20 protein-coding genes are annotated in these 17,233 nt (G+C 26.6%); 3 read left to right on the forward strand and 17 right to left on the reverse strand.

The window, feature by feature from the left end:
* Positions 1–627: 627 nt before the first annotated feature.
* Entirely contained in the window at positions 628–1,107 is a 480-nt protein-coding gene (locus AXF11_RS00520; RefSeq protein ID WP_068154014.1) for a hypothetical protein, read from the reverse strand.
* A 190-nt stretch (positions 1,108–1,297) separates the two neighbouring features.
* Between AXF11_RS00520 and AXF11_RS00525 the strand changes: the two genes are divergently transcribed.
* Entirely contained in the window at positions 1,298–2,509 is a 1,212-nt protein-coding gene (locus tag AXF11_RS00525; RefSeq protein WP_068153993.1) for an IS256 family transposase, read from the forward strand.
* A gap of 325 nt (positions 2,510–2,834) precedes the next feature.
* Here AXF11_RS00525 and AXF11_RS10990 read toward each other — a convergent pair whose 3' ends face one another.
* The 8 genes from AXF11_RS10990 to AXF11_RS00555 form a co-directional block, all read right to left on the reverse strand.
* On the reverse strand, positions 2,835–2,963 hold the full coding sequence (locus AXF11_RS10990; RefSeq protein ID WP_257720975.1) for a hypothetical protein: 129 nt from the start codon (positions 2,961–2,963) through the stop codon (positions 2,835–2,837).
* 54 nt (positions 2,964–3,017) lie between these two features.
* Positions 3,018–3,764, reverse strand: a complete 747-nt coding sequence (locus AXF11_RS00530) for a hypothetical protein (protein ID WP_231724716.1) — start codon at positions 3,762–3,764, stop codon at positions 3,018–3,020.
* A gap of 26 nt (positions 3,765–3,790) precedes the next feature.
* Complete coding sequence (locus AXF11_RS00535) at positions 3,791–5,455, reverse strand: AAA family ATPase (RefSeq protein ID WP_068154015.1); 1,665 nt, start codon at positions 5,453–5,455, stop codon at positions 3,791–3,793.
* 134 nt (positions 5,456–5,589) lie between these two features.
* Positions 5,590–5,979 carry a hypothetical protein gene (locus AXF11_RS00540; protein WP_068154016.1) on the reverse strand — a complete coding sequence of 130 codons (390 nt, stop codon included), beginning with the start codon at positions 5,977–5,979 and terminating at the stop codon, positions 5,590–5,592.
* Between the two features lie 84 nt (positions 5,980–6,063).
* A complete protein-coding gene (locus AXF11_RS00545) occupies positions 6,064–6,279 on the reverse strand; it encodes a hypothetical protein (protein WP_068154017.1) in 216 nt (71 codons plus the stop codon).
* 4 nt (positions 6,280–6,283) lie between these two features.
* Entirely contained in the window at positions 6,284–6,430 is a 147-nt protein-coding gene (locus tag AXF11_RS10515; protein WP_156440353.1) for a hypothetical protein, read from the reverse strand.
* Between the two features lie 380 nt (positions 6,431–6,810).
* Positions 6,811–7,044: a hypothetical protein gene (locus AXF11_RS00550; RefSeq protein WP_068154018.1), complete on the reverse strand. Its 234-nt coding sequence runs from the start codon at positions 7,042–7,044 to the stop codon at positions 6,811–6,813.
* 100 nt (positions 7,045–7,144) lie between these two features.
* Positions 7,145–7,900 (reverse strand): hypothetical protein, encoded by a 756-nt coding sequence (locus AXF11_RS00555; protein ID WP_068154019.1) that lies wholly within the window; start codon positions 7,898–7,900, stop codon positions 7,145–7,147.
* 393 nt (positions 7,901–8,293) lie between these two features.
* On the opposite strand from AXF11_RS00555, the gene AXF11_RS10520 reads away from it, so the two are divergent.
* On the forward strand, positions 8,294–8,506 hold the full coding sequence (locus tag AXF11_RS10520; RefSeq protein ID WP_156440354.1) for a hypothetical protein: 213 nt from the start codon (positions 8,294–8,296) through the stop codon (positions 8,504–8,506).
* Positions 8,507–8,560: 54 nt separating this feature from the next.
* On the opposite strand, the gene AXF11_RS00565 is transcribed toward AXF11_RS10520, so the two are convergent.
* The 6 genes from AXF11_RS00565 to AXF11_RS00585 form a co-directional block, all read right to left on the reverse strand.
* On the reverse strand, positions 8,561–8,977 hold the full coding sequence (locus AXF11_RS00565; protein WP_068154021.1) for a YjdF family protein: 417 nt from the start codon (positions 8,975–8,977) through the stop codon (positions 8,561–8,563).
* A 132-nt stretch (positions 8,978–9,109) separates the two neighbouring features.
* Positions 9,110–9,277 carry a hypothetical protein gene (locus AXF11_RS10525; RefSeq protein ID WP_156440355.1) on the reverse strand — a complete coding sequence of 56 codons (168 nt, stop codon included), beginning with the start codon at positions 9,275–9,277 and terminating at the stop codon, positions 9,110–9,112.
* A complete protein-coding gene (locus AXF11_RS00570) occupies positions 9,255–9,758 on the reverse strand; it encodes a hypothetical protein (protein ID WP_068154022.1) in 504 nt (167 codons plus the stop codon). Before AXF11_RS00570 ends, AXF11_RS10525 begins: the two co-directional genes overlap by 23 nt.
* A 51-nt stretch (positions 9,759–9,809) precedes the next feature.
* Positions 9,810–10,484, reverse strand: a complete 675-nt coding sequence (locus AXF11_RS00575) for an NAD(P)H-dependent oxidoreductase (protein ID WP_068154023.1) — start codon at positions 10,482–10,484, stop codon at positions 9,810–9,812.
* A gap of 105 nt (positions 10,485–10,589) precedes the next feature.
* A complete protein-coding gene (locus AXF11_RS00580) occupies positions 10,590–11,264 on the reverse strand; it encodes an NAD(P)H-dependent oxidoreductase (RefSeq protein ID WP_068154024.1) in 675 nt (224 codons plus the stop codon).
* 31 nt (positions 11,265–11,295) lie between these two features.
* Positions 11,296–12,204 carry a deoxyribonuclease IV gene (locus AXF11_RS00585; protein ID WP_068154025.1) on the reverse strand — a complete coding sequence of 303 codons (909 nt, stop codon included), beginning with the start codon at positions 12,202–12,204 and terminating at the stop codon, positions 11,296–11,298.
* A gap of 224 nt (positions 12,205–12,428) precedes the next feature.
* On the opposite strand from AXF11_RS00585, the gene AXF11_RS00590 reads away from it, so the two are divergent.
* Positions 12,429–13,781, forward strand: a complete 1,353-nt coding sequence (locus AXF11_RS00590; RefSeq protein ID WP_068154026.1) for an MATE family efflux transporter — start codon at positions 12,429–12,431, stop codon at positions 13,779–13,781.
* A 794-nt stretch (positions 13,782–14,575) separates the two neighbouring features.
* Here the strand turns inward: AXF11_RS00590 and AXF11_RS00595 are convergent.
* Complete coding sequence (locus AXF11_RS00595) at positions 14,576–15,241, reverse strand: hypothetical protein (RefSeq protein ID WP_068154027.1); 666 nt, start codon at positions 15,239–15,241, stop codon at positions 14,576–14,578.
* Positions 15,242–15,256: 15 nt separating this feature from the next.
* Positions 15,257–17,215 carry a tetratricopeptide repeat protein gene (locus tag AXF11_RS00600; RefSeq protein ID WP_068154028.1) on the reverse strand — a complete coding sequence of 653 codons (1,959 nt, stop codon included), beginning with the start codon at positions 17,213–17,215 and terminating at the stop codon, positions 15,257–15,259.
* Positions 17,216–17,233 lie beyond the last annotated feature (18 nt).

The raw sequence follows: 17,233 nt of genomic DNA on the forward strand, positions 1-17,233 counted from the left end.
TTCATTCAATCCAGAAAGTTACTAAAATAATTTTTTCTTTTTTAAGCAGAAGTGCTCATCGCCGCACCCCTGCACCCCGGCAAGGCTCAAGACATTTTTATGCACTGCCAAAAAACTCGCACTAATCGTGCTCAAACAGTTTTGTCAGCACATAAAAATGCTCCGACGGTTTAAATTTTACTACCATATAAAAGTGTCGTGATTTTTTGGGAATAAAGACGACTGTTTGAACGAAGTGAGTTTCGGCTTTGCTTCAAAAAAATGCTTAGACGAGCGTGGGGATTATAAGGGGAAATGACGGTCCTTTCCCCTTATGTAAAAAATAAAAAAATAATATTAAACAAAATAACATCTTGTAATCAAAAATAAGCTAAAAAATTTGAAATTAAAAAATCTGCCCCTAAAATTTTTAAACCATCTGTGCAAATTCCAAATTTAATGGGTTTTTATGTATAAAGTAATTTAAAATCTAAAAAATTTAATCAGAAATCTTATCTTTATAGAATATATAAAAATAAGTTCTATCCAATAATTAATTTTTTAGAAGAACTAACTTTAAAAAACGATACTTTGAATTTGAAAAGCAATTTAAATTAGAAGAAAAAAATACAGTCTATGGATATATTCTCATTTACTATCACTTATTTCTTTAATAATTTTTTGACATATATTATGATCTCTTACTTTAATATTTACATGATCTTCATAACCACGAAACTTAAAAATTGTATCCCAGCTTTCACAATTATTATTATAGAATACAATTTCTTCATTTTTATCATTGTAAAAATAATATTTTTGATCAAAAGAAATATCATAAGGATAGGTTTTTTTAAAAATATTTGAAAAATTTAACTCCTTTAGGAAAATATTTTTTAAATCTTTAGAATATACAATTTCCTTGCCATTTTCTGAGTAATAAATTTTTGAATTTTTTATTTTATTCCTAAAAATAGAAACTTCTTTATAGTATGATAACACTACTGAAGTATAATAAAGAAAATATATCCCAATAAATAAAGAAAATATAAGAATCATTATTTTTTCTAAATTTTTTAAAAGAAATATTTCTTTTAAATTAATTATTTTGAAATCTAAATTTTTCAAATAAAAACCATCACTCATTATATATATTATAAAAATAGCGATAAAGGAAAAAATTTAAATTTTATAAAAAAAGAATACTATAAAGATTATTATTAAAATACAAAGTAATATTTGGGTGTGTAAAAATTTTTGTGTAAACCTCTAGATAATATATGGTAAAATAACTGTATAATATTTGGAGGTTTTTGTTATGACTAAAAAGAAAATTGACAACGAAATTTTTAAAACACTGATTGAGGATTACAATATTAAAGATACTAATGATATTAAGGATATGCTTAAGGATTTGCTTTCGGGTACTATCCAAACCATGCTTGAAGCTGAAATTGAGCATGAACTGGGGTATGCTAAACATTCTATGAAAGATAAGACTACTTCTAATGCTAGAAATGGACATTCCAAGAAAACTGTTAGAAGTGAGTATGGCAATCTTGATTTAGATATTCCTAGAGATAGAAATGCTGAGTTTGAGCCTCAAATCATCCCTAAATATCAAAGAGAAATTACTGGCATTGAAGGACAGATTCTTTCTCTTTATGCTAAAGGAATGAGCAATAGAGATATCGAGGACCATCTCAATAATCTTTATGGAATTGATGTTTCGCCATCTATGATCAGTAAAATTACAGATAAAATTATACCTGAAATTAGGGAATGGCAGTCTAGACAGCTTGAGGATGTATACCCAATAGTTTTTATGGATGCTATCCATTACAGCGTAAGAAAAGATGGAGTTGTTGTTAAAAAGGCGGTATATTTAGCTATAGGAATAGATAAGGAAGGGCGAAAGGAGGTCTTAGGATTTTGGATAGGAGAAAATGAATCAAGCAAGTACTGGCTAAATGTTTTAAATGAATTAAAAAACAGAGGAGTTCAGGATATACTAATTATGTCTGTTGATAATTTAAAAGGGTTCAGCGAAGCAATATCTTCGGTGTTCCCTAAGACAGAAATTCAAAAATGTGTGGTTCATCAAATTAGAAACAGCATAAGATACATATCTTACAAAGATGTAAGGGAATTTACATCAGACTTAAAAGAAATGTACAATGCACCAACACTGGAACAGGCAGAGTTTAAACTGGATGAACTAGAAGAAAAATGGGGTAAAAAGTATATGGCAGTAATTAATTCCTGGAGAAGTAACTGGAATGAGTTGACAACATACTTTAAATATGATACAAAGATAAGAAAGCTGATATATACGACAAACCCGATAGAAAGCTTAAACAGACAATTAAGAAAGTATACGAAGACAAAATCACTTTATCCGACAGATGAAGCATTGATGAAGTCAGTATATTTAAGTTTAAAGGAAGCAACAAGGAAATGGACTGGAAGAATACCGGGCTGGGGAGAAATATATTCTCAGTTAAGTATTTATTTTGAAGGAAGGATTTAAAAACAGGATGATAAAAATACCATCCTGTACCATATATTATATTTTGAGTTTACACAAAATTCTGGACACTCTCTATTTTGAAGGAAGGATTTAAAAACAGGATGATAAAAATACCATCCTGTACCATATATTATATTTTGAGTTTACACAAAATTCTGGACACTCTCTAATATTTTTTTCTTACACATCTCAATTTCTCCTTCTATTTGAATTTTAAACTTTTTCTGACAGTTCTTCCATTAATTCATTTACATTTACTTTTCTAGTATAAACGCATTGTTTTTTCTACTTCTTTCATTTCTTTTTATTATAAACGTTCTCTCATCTAAAAATTTTTTTTAAAGTCTTCAAACATTTTTTGAACTTCATTATCATTATAAATATCTTTATAGGCAACAACAATAATTTCAAGTTCTTTTAAAAAATTTTCTTTAGAAATTATCTCGACATTCATTTCTTCTCTAGAGTTTCTGAATCTTTCTTCTTTTAAATCATTAATATTTTTATATTACAATAATGCAACATCACTTTTTTCAAGTTTTTCTTTGTATTGAAACCCTACTATACCTCTACTATCATGATATTCTAATTCAATATTTTTATATTCTATTTCAATTTTATTTTTCAAAATATTTATAATAAATTTTTCTAAGTTCGTTTTAGGCAATGTATACTTTTTTTCTTTTTTATTCAAAATTTCTTTTAATTTTCCTTCTTTTAATAAAAACGAATAAAATTTTTTTAATATATTGATATCCCAATAATTGATATATTTCCTATTAAAGTTTATGAAATTATAATTATAAATATTTTCTTTTTTGTTATATTCAATCAGAAAATTTCTTAATTTATCTCTATTAAAAAAATCATTTAAATCAAATTTTATCTTATATTTTTTCAAATTATCTGTATATTGTGTATAATTATACAATTCTTGTTCAATAAAAAGCATAAAATCACTATAATCTGCCATATTTTTTAGATAATATAAATAAAAATTATAAAATAACTCCTCATACGAATAATATACTCTGATTTCCTTAGCTTCATTTAGTTCTGCTATGTACAAAGAACTTTCATTACTAATATAATAACCATAATTTTCAATAATACTTGTTTTAACTTCTCCACTTTTATAAATTTCAGAAATTAAAAAAGCAAAATTTCCTATTTCATTTACTAAATTATTAAAAAAATCATATTTATTCATTTTTAAATTTTCAAAATAATTATCTTTTATTTTTTTTAAGCTCACTTTATTTCCCACCTTTACTTAAACCTCTATTTAAAAACAACCTTCACTTCTTTCCCATAAAACGCAACCCCAATCTTCAAAATATTCTTTATCCCTCTTGCCTTAAGCTTCGTATCATATTTCTTCTCATCAATCTGTTTCAACGCCTTCTGTGCTCTCTCTTCCATCCCCTTTTTCGTCTTCGATATTTTAAATTCCATAAGATACGCCTTCTCATTGCTTTTTATCGGAATCATCGCAAGGTCATATCTCCCATATCCACTCTCATCATTTGAAATAATTTCATATTTCCCCATCAAAAATCCAACAAGTCCTATCATAAACACCTGATAAATCTTCTCCATTTCCTTGTCCAAGTCAAAATGACTTAACATATTTATCATTATTTCTCCCAATGTCTTCTCAAATTTCTTAATATCTCCATTTTCAAGTGCTTTTATCAAAATATTAGTTTTCACTTCTGTTCCAAAAAATCTATTTAAAAACATATTCCCAAAATATTTTCGTATTTCCTTGTTTGGAATTCTCAAGTTATAAACATCTGTATATTCTGAAGTTACATCTATTTCCTTCTGCTTTTCATCTTTTGTCAAATACCCACTGTATAAGAGTAATTGCCATATCTCATCATCATTATTTAAAAGACTTTTTATCGTAGTTCCATCCGAAATATATTTTTCAATACTTTCTCCATCAGTAAACCGTTTTAAATCATCATAAGCACTTTCTCCAGCATGATCAAGCATATTTTCCAGAAGTGTATTCCCTGAAACATTTGCCCAGTATGCCTTAATTTCTTTTTCTCTTACATAATTTACAATAGACCAGGGATTGTACACTTTACTTTCTCCAAAAATATACCCATTATACCATTCTCTAACTTCTTCGATTTTGTATTTCATATCAAAATACTCAAGCATTTCAATTACTTCGCTTTCAAGAAGTCCAAAATATTCTGAATAATCCTTACTTAAAATTGTATTCACATAAAGATTGTTTAAACCAGAGAATATCCCTTCTTTTATGATTCTAGTTATTCCTGTTAAAACACCATATTTCAAGGAATTGTTTGTCTTTAGTGCTGAACTGTAAAATGTTTGAAAAAAGTTTATCGCTTCATTATAGTATCCTTTATCAAAAGCATTTATTATTGGAGCATCATATTCATCTATCAAAATTATTACACTTCTTCTATAATATTCGTACAAATAATTTGATAGATTTTTAAGAGAATAAATCCAGTCAGCCTCTTCTTTTTCCATAACTACCTTTTCAAAATCATTTTTAAAAATAGGATTCAATTTATCTTTTAAATCATAAAATTCCATGTATAAGTTTTTTATATGTTTTTTTATCAACATAAAATTTTCTTCCCAAGTATTTCCTTTTAAATCCTTCAGTGAAATGAAAATTACAGGATATTTCCCTTGTTCACTCATATATTCACTATTATATATTTTCAAATTTTCAAAAAGCTTTTTATTTTCTTCTTTATCTTTTACATCAAAAAAATATTTCAACATCGACATATTCAATGTTTTTCCAAATCTACGTGGTCTTGTAAATAATGTAACTTTTGATTTATTCATTAACATTTCATCTATTAATAAAGTTTTATCTACATAATAATATTCATCTTGTATCAACTCTTTAAAATCTTCAATTCCCACAGGAACAGCTTTTTTTCTCATAGAATCACTCCCTCTTTTATTTTCCTATAAATAATTCCAATATATGTTAATTATACCACAACTTGATATTTAAAATAAAGTCGTTTGAACGCTCTGTGACGCTTTCTTTTTAAATTTGAGGATTTGAAATAATTTTATAAATCATTTATTTCAACTTCAAGATAACTATTTATATCTCTCGGCATTTCTAAAAACTTCTTTTTTCCTAATAAAGCTTTTGTAAATTCTTCTATTGCACAACTCCAATCATCATAGTCTCCAAACCAATCTATAAAATCTACTTTATTTTTATACATATAGTAATCCATTGTTTCTGTTCCTGCTTCATAACAAGTTAAAATACCTTTTTCTAATTTGTCTATAATTTTGAGTGATTCATTTATACCTTTATCTGAAATTATAAACAATAATCTTCCTAAATATATCGAATATCCTATATTATATTTTTTCGCATCTACTATAGCACCTGAATTCATATACATTTTCCCAACAGGGTCTAATTCATAACAAAATTTCATTTTCATTTTATACCTCCTTCATAAATAGGCTATCCTAATGTATGATTATAATTAATACATCCTTGCATTTGTATTCTTAATTCTAATTTTTTAAATATACATCATAATTTTTTCTTTATATTCCTTTAATTCTTCTTCTGTCATTTTATTCGGTATTTTTAACTTAGAAAATTCATTAACAAAATATTTAAATAAAAATCTATCTTTCATATTTAATATTTCTATCAAACGATTTTTGTCTTGTTCTTCGCAATATTTTTCTATAAATTTTCTTAATATTGCATATTCTTCTATCCAACCTTTCATAATGTTACCTCTTTTCTCTTAATATTAAATCTATTCTTGGATTTGGTAAAATATCCAATTTATCATATTTTATATCCATTTTATCAACAGGAAGCAATTGAAAAGCACCACCTTGACCATGTTCGGGATACGATATAGTAAACGGTTCCAACTCTTTTCCGGTATCTCCCTTAGTATAGGGTATTCTTACTTTTGGATTTCCTTTACTATCAAATAATTGCAGTGTATCAAAAGTTCCTCTTACAGAAGCATTACTCCAAGTATGATTTTGATTATTATTATAATAATCATACGCTATCTAGTATCTGTCTCTTACCTGATATGCAGTATCAATTTTTTCAAATCCAAAATAGGATAATGGACCAGACATTTCTTTTTTAGTAGCTTCATACTAGTTATACTATTTAGAAATCCATATACCTATATGCCGTTGCTGGCAATGTGCTACTTGCTCCATTTGGACCTACGTAAAAATCTGGTTTAATTATTACTGGTTTAATATACTCATAAAGTTTAGGTACATTAAAATAGTTAGTTGTATTTAATGCTACTGCTATTTAGACCATTATTTTGAGACTTGAATTCATAATTTTGAGTACTGTTATTTCTATGAATATTTTCCCTGTTCGCAAATGGTGGCACTTCATTTGAAGTCTTTCCTCTGTTATAATTTTCAAGATAACTTCCGTTTCCTATTCTTGAAGTTCTTCCCATTCCACCTTTTGCCATATCGTCGATTATGTATGCTGGCGGTCTGTCTGACATATGTTTTTATATTGTTATGGTAGTGTTCTCATCTATTTTTTTTATGATTTTAACATTCTGTCAGTGTTATTGAATTTAAAAATTCCTAAATATTTTATTTTCAATTAATTTGTATATTTTCAATTTTTGTTTCTAATTTTTTTCTTTTTTCATTATTTTTATCCTGTTCTTTTTCAAATTGTGTTACAAATTCTCCTTTTTCTCTATATTCAAAATATTCTTTTGGAATTTTATCTTTAAATAACTTAAATATTTTTTCTACAAATTTCTTTTCATAACTCAGTAAATAAGGACTTTTTTTATGAATTATCTTATTTTCAGTAAATATTGTAAATTCTTCATTAATAGTTGATATAGGATAGTACCCTTCTTCTTCAAAATAATCAAATTTATCATATAGACTTGAAGGAATTACTTTATCAAAGAAATAAACTTTTTTTATTTCAATATCATCTTTATTAATATAATATAATTCTAATTTTGTTGAATTTTTAAATTTTAAATTATCCCAAACTAATTTTCCATATAAAAACTTCTCTCCATTTTTTAGTGGAATATACTCTCTAGAATAATATTCCTCTATTTTTTTAGATAAAAAAAATTTGAGTGCATCATAATTTTTTATATATTCAACACCATACGAATTTTCTGGATTTTCATATACCTTAAAATACATAACATATGTATTAAAATTATCATTGTTTAAAACATAATCAAATCCACCCATTATTTCAGCACCAATTGCTGATTCATCTTTTTTCATACTATGTAATCCCAAATTAATTAACTTATTTGAGTTACAATATACAATACTTTGAAATAAAATAATTAACAATATTATGTATTTTTTCCTCATAAATTACCTCCTATTTTTTTATATTTGATTTTTGTTCTATATAAATTTCTTTTCCATTAAACTTAATAACTTTAGGATTTTTCTGATTGGAACTTTGATTTTTTACAATATTTTTTCAGAAATTATATCTTTAATTATAATTAAGTTCATCTATATCTCTTTTTAAAATTAAAAAAAATTAAATATTTAAAATACTTGTTGAAAAAAATAAAAACAATGGTATAATTAAATCAAATAAGAAAATAAAAAATATTAGAGGTGTTTTTTATGAAAAAGTTATTTAATAAATCGAAAATTTATATTATAAAATTTTTTAAATATTTGTCAAAAGACGAGATCAAACCATATGAAGATATAATAAAAAGTTATTTTAAAAATATTGGTGAAAAAGCAATGAAAAAAGAACTTTTCAGAAAAAAATATAGCAACTCTTCAAAAAAAGAAACTAATGTTGGTTTAAAAATTTTAGTAGCATTTGCTTCATTTTTTATAGCTCTTATATCTTTCCCATTAATATTTATTTTCGGACCTTTTTGGATTATTATATATTTTTCACTAAACACTTCCGTTTTATATGCTTTCTTTTCAAATAAATTTGAGGACTAATTAAGTCCTCTTTTCTAAAATATACCTTATTTTTTACTGACAAATAAAAACTTTTTATTTCCCTTTATGTTTCTGTTTCTTTTTCTCCTGTTTCAATAAAAATTTTCTCTGTTTTTCAAGTTCTTTTTCTTTTTTTGTTTTAATTTTTCTTTCTTTTTTATTTTCTTCATACTGTAGTTTTAAAATTTCTTCCAATTTTTTCAAAAATTTTTTACTTTGAAGTTCTTTTTTTATTTCTCGTTGTCTCCGTTTTGGATTTTTTGCTTTCTCCCCAAAATTTGATTTCATTTCATTACTAAATTGAAGATTATAGAACTTTTTTAATATAAAATTATAAATTTCATATTCTTTAGGTTTTGAACCAAAAGTTACTTTACAAACTGACAAATTATCATTTTCAAAATTTTCAAAAATTCCTACCCAAAACGGATTTTCAAAAAAAATTGTCAATTTTCCTGAAATTTTTTTCATAATTTCAGCCTCCTTTAAAAAATTTATAATAAAGAATGGACAACCTAAGGAGGCAGGTTACTTACATTACTGCGTCTGGACTACCAACCAGAACTGTGTTTTTATCTTTATCATTCTATGTATCAAATAAAACTACTCAACAATCTCATAAATTTCCGAAAGTTCTGTTCTAGTTTTCGGAATAATCTCTTCATCTCTGTATCTAAAATTTATAAGATATGAAATTCTATATTTTTTCAAATCAAACACATCTTTTTTTAGAAAAATATTTCCTATTTTAAAATCTTGTGGCTCTTGCATATTTAGAAAAGCCTTCTTGCAATGCTTTTTTATAATCTTTATCTTCATATTCAATTTCTAAAATATGAGAATGATACATTGACTGACTAATTCGTTTATCTTGTTCTTTGTCAAAAAAAGCAACGAAGATAACTTTAAATTCTATTCCTTTACTTTTACACCATTCTCCGATAGTATCAGTAATATCGGGTCTTTCTATTGCTACTTCTTTCGCAGTTTGTTCTTTGTTTTTAGGATTGGTAACGTATTTACTTATAAAAAATCTGCCATCTTTTGTTACAGCTGTTACTCCTAAATTTTTAAAATTTTTTTTAAGCATTTTTTTTATCTCTTTTATATCATTTTTACTTAATTGTTTTGAATCATCATACCCATTAATTTTTAAATTCATTAATTCTTCTTCATATATTTTTTCTGTTTTATTCTCGCCGCACGACACTGTTAATAATAAAATTAACGCAATTAAAAGTCTTCTTTTCATTCAAAGCTCCTTTTTATTTTTTTCATATCGTAATTTTAGAATTTCTATAAATTATTCAATTATTTCCAAAACTTCTGAAAGCGGTTTTCTTATCTTTTTAGGCTGTTCTTCATCTCTATACCCAAAACTTACCATCACAGAAACTCCGTATTCACTTAAGTCAAGAAGCCCCATATCTGACAAATATTTTTCTACTTTTTCTTTATTAAATCCTTCAATTGCACAGCTGTCAATTCCCAAATAAGCAGCAACAGTCATCATATTTCCAAGTGCAATGTAAGTCTGTTTTGAAGCCCAATCAAAAAGAGTTCTTTCGTTTTCCAACAATTTCATATTTTCTTCCTGTAACATTGAAAAACTATTTTTCTTAATTTCAAAAACATCATCTGGCAATTTTTTTACATCTTTATAGCTATGTCTAAAAAATTCACTATCCGCAGTAATCCCCTTTTTAGCTAAAATTATTACAATTTCTGTCGCTCCATTCAAGCTATTTATAGCTCCAGTTGAGAACTTCTTAAAATCTTCTCTCATCTTTTCATTTCTTAACAATAAAAATTTCCAAGGTTCAAGCCCAAACGAACTTGGTGATAATCTTGCACTTTCTAAAATTATTTTCAAATCTTCATCAGATACTCTCTTTTTTGTACTAAATTTTTTACACGCGTATCTTCTATTGAATATTTCTATAATTTCTTTTCTTTTTAATTCTATATCTTTTGACATTTTTACCACTTCTTTCTTTAATAATATGACTAATTGTTAAAATATATCTGAAAATTTCAGATTTACATTATTTTTAATATTTTTCTCTAAAAAATTTATAAATTATTACTCAACAACCTCATAAACTTCCGAAAGTTTTCTTCTAGTTTTCGGAGTAATATCTTCATCTCTATACCCAAAACTTACGAAATATGAAATTCCATATTCCTTCAAATCAAACACACCTTTTTCAGAAAAGTATTTTTCAGCCATTTCTTTATTAAATCCTTCAATTGCACAGCTGTCAATCCCAAGAGCCGCAGCCATATTCATCATATTTACTAATGCAATGTAAGTCTGTTTTGAAGCCCAGTCAAATAATGCTCTTTCACTTTCTAGCAATTTAAAATGCTCTTTTTGAAATTTTATAAAAAATTCTTTTCTAATCTTAAAATTTTCATCAGAAATATTTATTATTTCCTTCCCAATTCTCTCAAAATACTTGCTATCACCAATAACACCTTTTCTAGCCAGCACCATAACAATATGGCTCGCTCCATTCAAGCTGTTAATTGCTCCCCAAGCAAACTCTCTCATGTCATTCAGCATTTCCTCATTCTTCACAAGAATAAATTTCCAAGGCTCAAGCCCAAATGAACTAGGAGAAAGTCGCCCAGCCTCAATAATTGCCATAAAATCTTCGTCTGAAACAACTTTTGTCTTATTATATTTTTTGCACGCATATCTTCTGTTAAATATTTCAAACATTTCCTTTTTTGTTAATTCATTATTTTTTGTCATTTTTATCACTTCTTTCCTAAAAATTATCCTTTTACTGATTTTTTATTTTCTCCATCACATCTTTGTCAAACTTTCCAGCTCTAAGCATCTCAATCTCAAATTTATACGGCGGAACTTTCTTAGCCTTTTTATCATCGCTCAAAGCCACATAAGGCGTTTCTAGAATTTTTGGCAAATGAGAAAATTTTTCAAAATGTGCAATTTTATTTAACACTTCAAAGCCAATGTTTCCAAATCCCAAATTTTCGTGTCTATCTTTATGCGCACCACACACATTCTTACTATCATTTAAGTGAATTACTGAAATTCTGTCAATTCCGACAATTTTGTCAAACTGTTCAATAACTCCCTCAAAATCATTCACAATATCATAACCAGCATCATGAACATGGCAAGTATCAAAACATACTGTCAGTTTATCCTTTAATTTCACACCATCAATAATTTTTGCAATTTCTTCAAAACTTCTTCCACATTCTGTACCTTTTCCAGCCATCGTCTCAAGTGCTACAGTCGTTTTCTGATCTTTTGTCAAAACTTCATTCAATCCTTCAATAATCTTATTAATCCCAACTTCCTCACCTTCCCCAACATGAGCACCTGGATGAAGAACAATTCTTTTTGCTCCAATAGCATCTGTCCTTTCAATCTCTGTTCTCAAAAACTGCACTGCAATCTCAAATGTTTCAGGCTTTATCGCATTCCCTAGATTAATTATGTAAGGAGCATGCACAACAATATCATCAATGTCAATATGATTCTCCTTCATAAGTTTAAGCCCTGCTTCAATATTCAGTTCTTCAATTGGTTTTCTTCGAGTATTTTGCGGAGCTCCAGTATAAATCATAAATGTATTTGAGCCGTAAGAAATTGCTTCTTTCACAGAACCCAAAAACATATCTTTTCCACCCATTCCCACATGTGATCCTATTTTAAACATTTTAAATTTTTACCTTTCTTTATATTTTAGTTTTTTTCAAATATTTCATAGTAGTATTATACCAAACGATTTTAAGATATGCAAACATATTTATTTTTATCAAAACAAATCTATTGATTTTTTTTCCTTTAAATGTTATCATTTAATTTAGCAGCAAAAAAATATTATTTTAAAAAGATAAGAGCAAAAAATTCGATTTATTCTATAGAAAAGGAGAGATTTTTATGTTATTTTCAAAACAATCGTCAGAAGAACGCCGTGATATGATTTTAAATGGGAATATTTTAAAAACACTTTTATTTTTATCCATCCCAACTCTTATGGTTGGAATAATACAAGCATTAATTCCACTTTCAGACGGACTTTTTTTAAATAATTTAGGCGGTGTACTTGTTGCAAGTTCAGTTTCTTTTAGTCAGCCTATTTTAAATATAATGATAGCACTCTCACAAGGACTCGGTGTCGCCGCAATGGCGATGATTGGAAATCTTTATGGACGTGGAATTATTCGTGCTGTAAAAGAGACATCACTTCAAATTTTTGTATTCAGCTTTTTGGTTGGACTAGGACTAATTCCAGTTTGTATAATTTTGGCTTTTTTTATTGCCGAATATACAACTCCAGAAATAAAAAGCAACGTGTTTATCTATATTTCGCTTTATTCTTTAGTTATTCCATTTAATTTTTTAGCTTCAATTTATAACGCAGCAAAAAATTCAATTGGACGTCCAGAAGTTCCGCTTATAAGAGTTTTTATCCTACTTATATTAAAAATTATTTTTAACACAATTTTTCTATATTTTTTTAAACTAAAAATAGTTGGCGCTGTAATTGCAACACTTTGTTCCTACGTTATTGTAACAATTTGGATGTATCACGATTTATTTATAAAAAAAAGCGATATGCGTCTGGAAATAAAAAATTATAAATTTATTCCTCCCATCGTAAAAAAACTACTTCGAATAGGTTTTCCATCAATGATAAGTTATATGTTAATTCAATTAGGATTTTTCTTAATAAATACAGAAGTGGAAAAATATGGTGCAATATCTTTAAACGCGCAAGGAATTGCAGCAAATATAAATTCAATTTGCTTTATATTGCCATCTTCCATTGGAACAACTGTAACAAGTATGGTAAGTATGAATATGGGAATTGATAACATAAAAAAATCAAAAAACATTTTTTACTACGGAATAGCAACAAGTATAGTCATAGCAATTTTAATAATATCTTTGGTTCTTCCTTTAGATGAAACATTAACACTGTCCTTCACAAGAGAAAAAGCAGTTTTAGATATTGCAAATAAAGCCTTAAATATTTATACGTATTCTGTAATAAGTTTTGGAATTTTCTGTGTCTGTCAAGGAGTTTTTATAGCACTTGGCCGAACAAAAGTACCGATGTTTATGTCAATTTTAAGAATTTGGTTTTTTAGATATTTGTTCATACTTTTTACAAAATCGTTTTTAGGAGTCTACTCTGTTTTTTGGGGAAATTTATTTTCAAATATGTGTGCCGGAATTCTATTTTTCATTTTAGTTTTAAAGCTAGATTGGTCTAAAAAATATGTTTAATTAATAAAAATTGAAATAATAAATGGTGATTTTTTTATTTATAAGGAAATTATACTAAACCCCATTTGAATAGCGAATACATTATAAATCTTTTTAGTAGGTTAAATCTAATATTTATTTTCAAATAATTAGAAGATGGTTTAAAAATTTTAGGGGCAGAATGTTATTTTGTTTAATATTATTTTTTTATTTTTTTACATAAGGGGAAAGGACCGCCATTTCCCCTTATAATCCCCACGCTCGTCTAAGCATTTTTTGGAAGCAAAGCCGAAACTCACTTCGTTCAAACAGTCGTCTTTACTCCCAAAAAATCACGACACTTTTATATGGTAGTAAAATTTAAACCGTCGGAGCATTTTTATGTGCTGACAAAACTGTTTGAGCACGATTAGTGCGAGTTTTTTGTCAGTGCATAAAAATGACTTGAGCCTTGCCGGGGTGCAGGGGTGCGGCGATGAGCACTTCTGCTTAAAAAAGAAAAAAATATTTTAGTAACTTTCTGGATTGAATGAAAAACTTAAAACTAAGATTTTTTATTTGCCTCTATATTTTTTACTCTGTCATAATTAGAATAAATATTCGCTTTTTAAACGAGGGAATAGTATAACATTAAAATATTTATATTTTTAGTTATGTGGTTTTAATATTATTTTTTTATAAAAAATAACGTCCGATAATGTTTGTTTAATTTGAAAAAATTTTTATACTATTAATAAACCTAAAAAAACTCTAGTACATTATTTATAGTCAAATATTAATCTATAAATAACTACTAGAGTTAAAAATTTATTTTATTATTGTATATTATTATTCGTTATCACTCTTGACATAAAATTTGAAATTATTATTTCATATCCGTAAAACAAAATACACATAATTCCTATGATTATTCTCAAAATGGCTGTAATATCTGCGTCAAAGTCCAACCAAATCATTACTGCATTTGAAAAAGTCAACACTGAAATTACTATTAAGAAAAAATTTTTTGTGTTACACATACAAAAGAATAAAGAAATTGAAAAAAATATATATGCCACTCTTACTAATCCTATTCGTGTTGTCAATCCTTGTGAAGAAGTTACTAAATCATTAAAGTATGGTGAACTTTCCAAATAAACTCTTGAAATGTCCACAAGCATTGAAACTACAATAAAAATTAAAAACATTATATTAAATCCCAAATTTTCTCTATTTCCTTTTTTATAAAAAGAAAAAATTGTCCAAAAAAGAAAAATCCAAAAAAGAAAACTTACCATAACTAAATGGCTTGTTATATAATGAATTTTATCATTGGGAAACTCTTTAAAAACAGTGTTATAAAAATCTAAATTTAATGTTATAAAACGAAAAGATATAAGTATTCCCACCAAATTTCTAAATAAATTTAAAAGTTTTTTTATTTCTGATGGATTTTCTCTAAACTTTTTTATTATTTTTTCCTCTATTTTTTTAGTTTTCATAAAAAACTCTCCTGACTAACTTTCTTTTTCAATAAATCTTTTGACCCATTCGACGTAAGTGGAATCAGTAATGTTTAACGCTTCCAAATTAGCCACAAAATTTTCTTCATCGTCAAAAATATTAAAAATAATTGGCGCCAAAACTTTTAATGTCTGGGTTTCAAATATTCCTTCGATATTCATACTGTAAAGTAAAGGCTTTTGCTCTTTTAATAACTGACTGTTCGTTTTTTTTACTTCATATAACAATGACAATAAATTTATTTTTTTTAAATCATTTTTTCTATCTTCCAAAACTACATCAATCTGGTCTGAAAGGAGTTTTTTGTAACGCCAAGATTGATGTTTTTTGTACTCTTTCGGCTCTAACAAAAATTTCATCTTTTGAGAAAATAAAACTAGATTTCCCATATCTTTTTCATATTTTATCGACATATTTCTATCAAAAAATTTGTTTATTTCTTTTAGCAGATCATTTTGCACTTGAAAAAGATTTTTATCATCATACACTTTATTTACAAGCAACAGTTTTTGTTCATTAAAAACATCGTACAAATAAATTGTTATTTCATATTTTTCAACATTTTTAATTTTTGAAATATTTCCTGCTAAAACATAGTTCAAATTTGTGTTTGATTCTCGTATTTTTTTCATATAATCAACGCTGTATCTCGTTTTCGAAACAAATAAATCTTCTTTACGATAAGCGATCGCCACTTGATAATTCAAATTTGTCTTATAATGTAAATTCTCGTTTAAATAAAGTGGCAAAGAAACTGCCAAATTTTCCGCTAACTCGGATTTTTCACCAATTGAAGTAAGCGTCAAAATTAAAATATTCGGTTTCACTCTTTTACTTTGATTCAATAAAAATTCTGGTTTATTAAACTCATAATACCAAAGTGGTTTATTTGTTGAAAAGAATTTATTTTTTGGAAGTAAATTATTTTTTTCGTTTTTATTTTTACTTTCCAATCTAATTTTTAATTTTAAAAATTTTTCTTCCAACTTCATAAACTTTTTACAATATTCAATCCAAGGATATTTTGATACAAACTTACAAAGTTCCAATCCTTTATTATATATTTTTTTAGCACAGTAGTATTCTAACACATTCAAGGTCGTCTGTACCCCATGTTTTTCAGGAACATAATATGGCAAAACATATTTTTCAAATTCTTCGTACATCTCATTTAAAATATAAATACTTGAAGTAAGGCTCATTATTTCAGAATTATAACTGGATTCTTTTAACGCTGCCGTTAAATAAAAATTTCCCATTTCTTTATCTCCGTGTTTAAAAAAAACTACCGCTTCCATAACTTTGGCACGCCAATTTCCCTTTATCGAAGATAATTTTTCCAATTTGCTCTCATATTCTAAATTACTTCTTTTTTTTACAATATCAAAATATTTTTTAAATGCTACTGCTGAATTTGGATTTTTTTCCAGTGCATCTAAATATTTTTTTTCTGCTTCTGAATATTTTTCTTCCATTTCCAACGCTTCAGCATAAGAAATACAAAGTGATTCAGTTATATTTTCACTGTTTAAGTTTCTTTCATAAAGCTCTATTGCCTGCTCTGGAGTACCTGTTTTAATATAAAAAGTCCCCAACAAATTTAACTTTCTCTCAAAATTATGGTCTTTGGCATAAAACCTGAAAACGGCTTCTTTTACTTCGTTGTATAAATTTTTTGAAAAAGCATCTATAATTACTGGATGTAAATTTTCTACATTATTCCAGTTCTTCTTTATCGCAGGCTCTAATTTTTTTTGTATCCATTCTTTCTTTTTCATTTTCATTTCTTTACCGAAGTTGTCATAATATGAAACTTCTTCTAATTCACTAGTATCTCTAGTTATTTTAAATTCATCGACAAACTTTTTTTTGCTGGTTGCAGCTTCATTTTTTTCTTCTTCGGAGTTATGTTTTTTTTCTTCAGCTTTATTAAAAAAATCAAAAATCCCCATACATTTTTTCCTCCTAAC

Source organism: Leptotrichia sp. oral taxon 847 (genome assembly GCF_001553645.1).
GTDB lineage: Bacteria > Fusobacteriota > Fusobacteriia > Fusobacteriales > Leptotrichiaceae > Leptotrichia.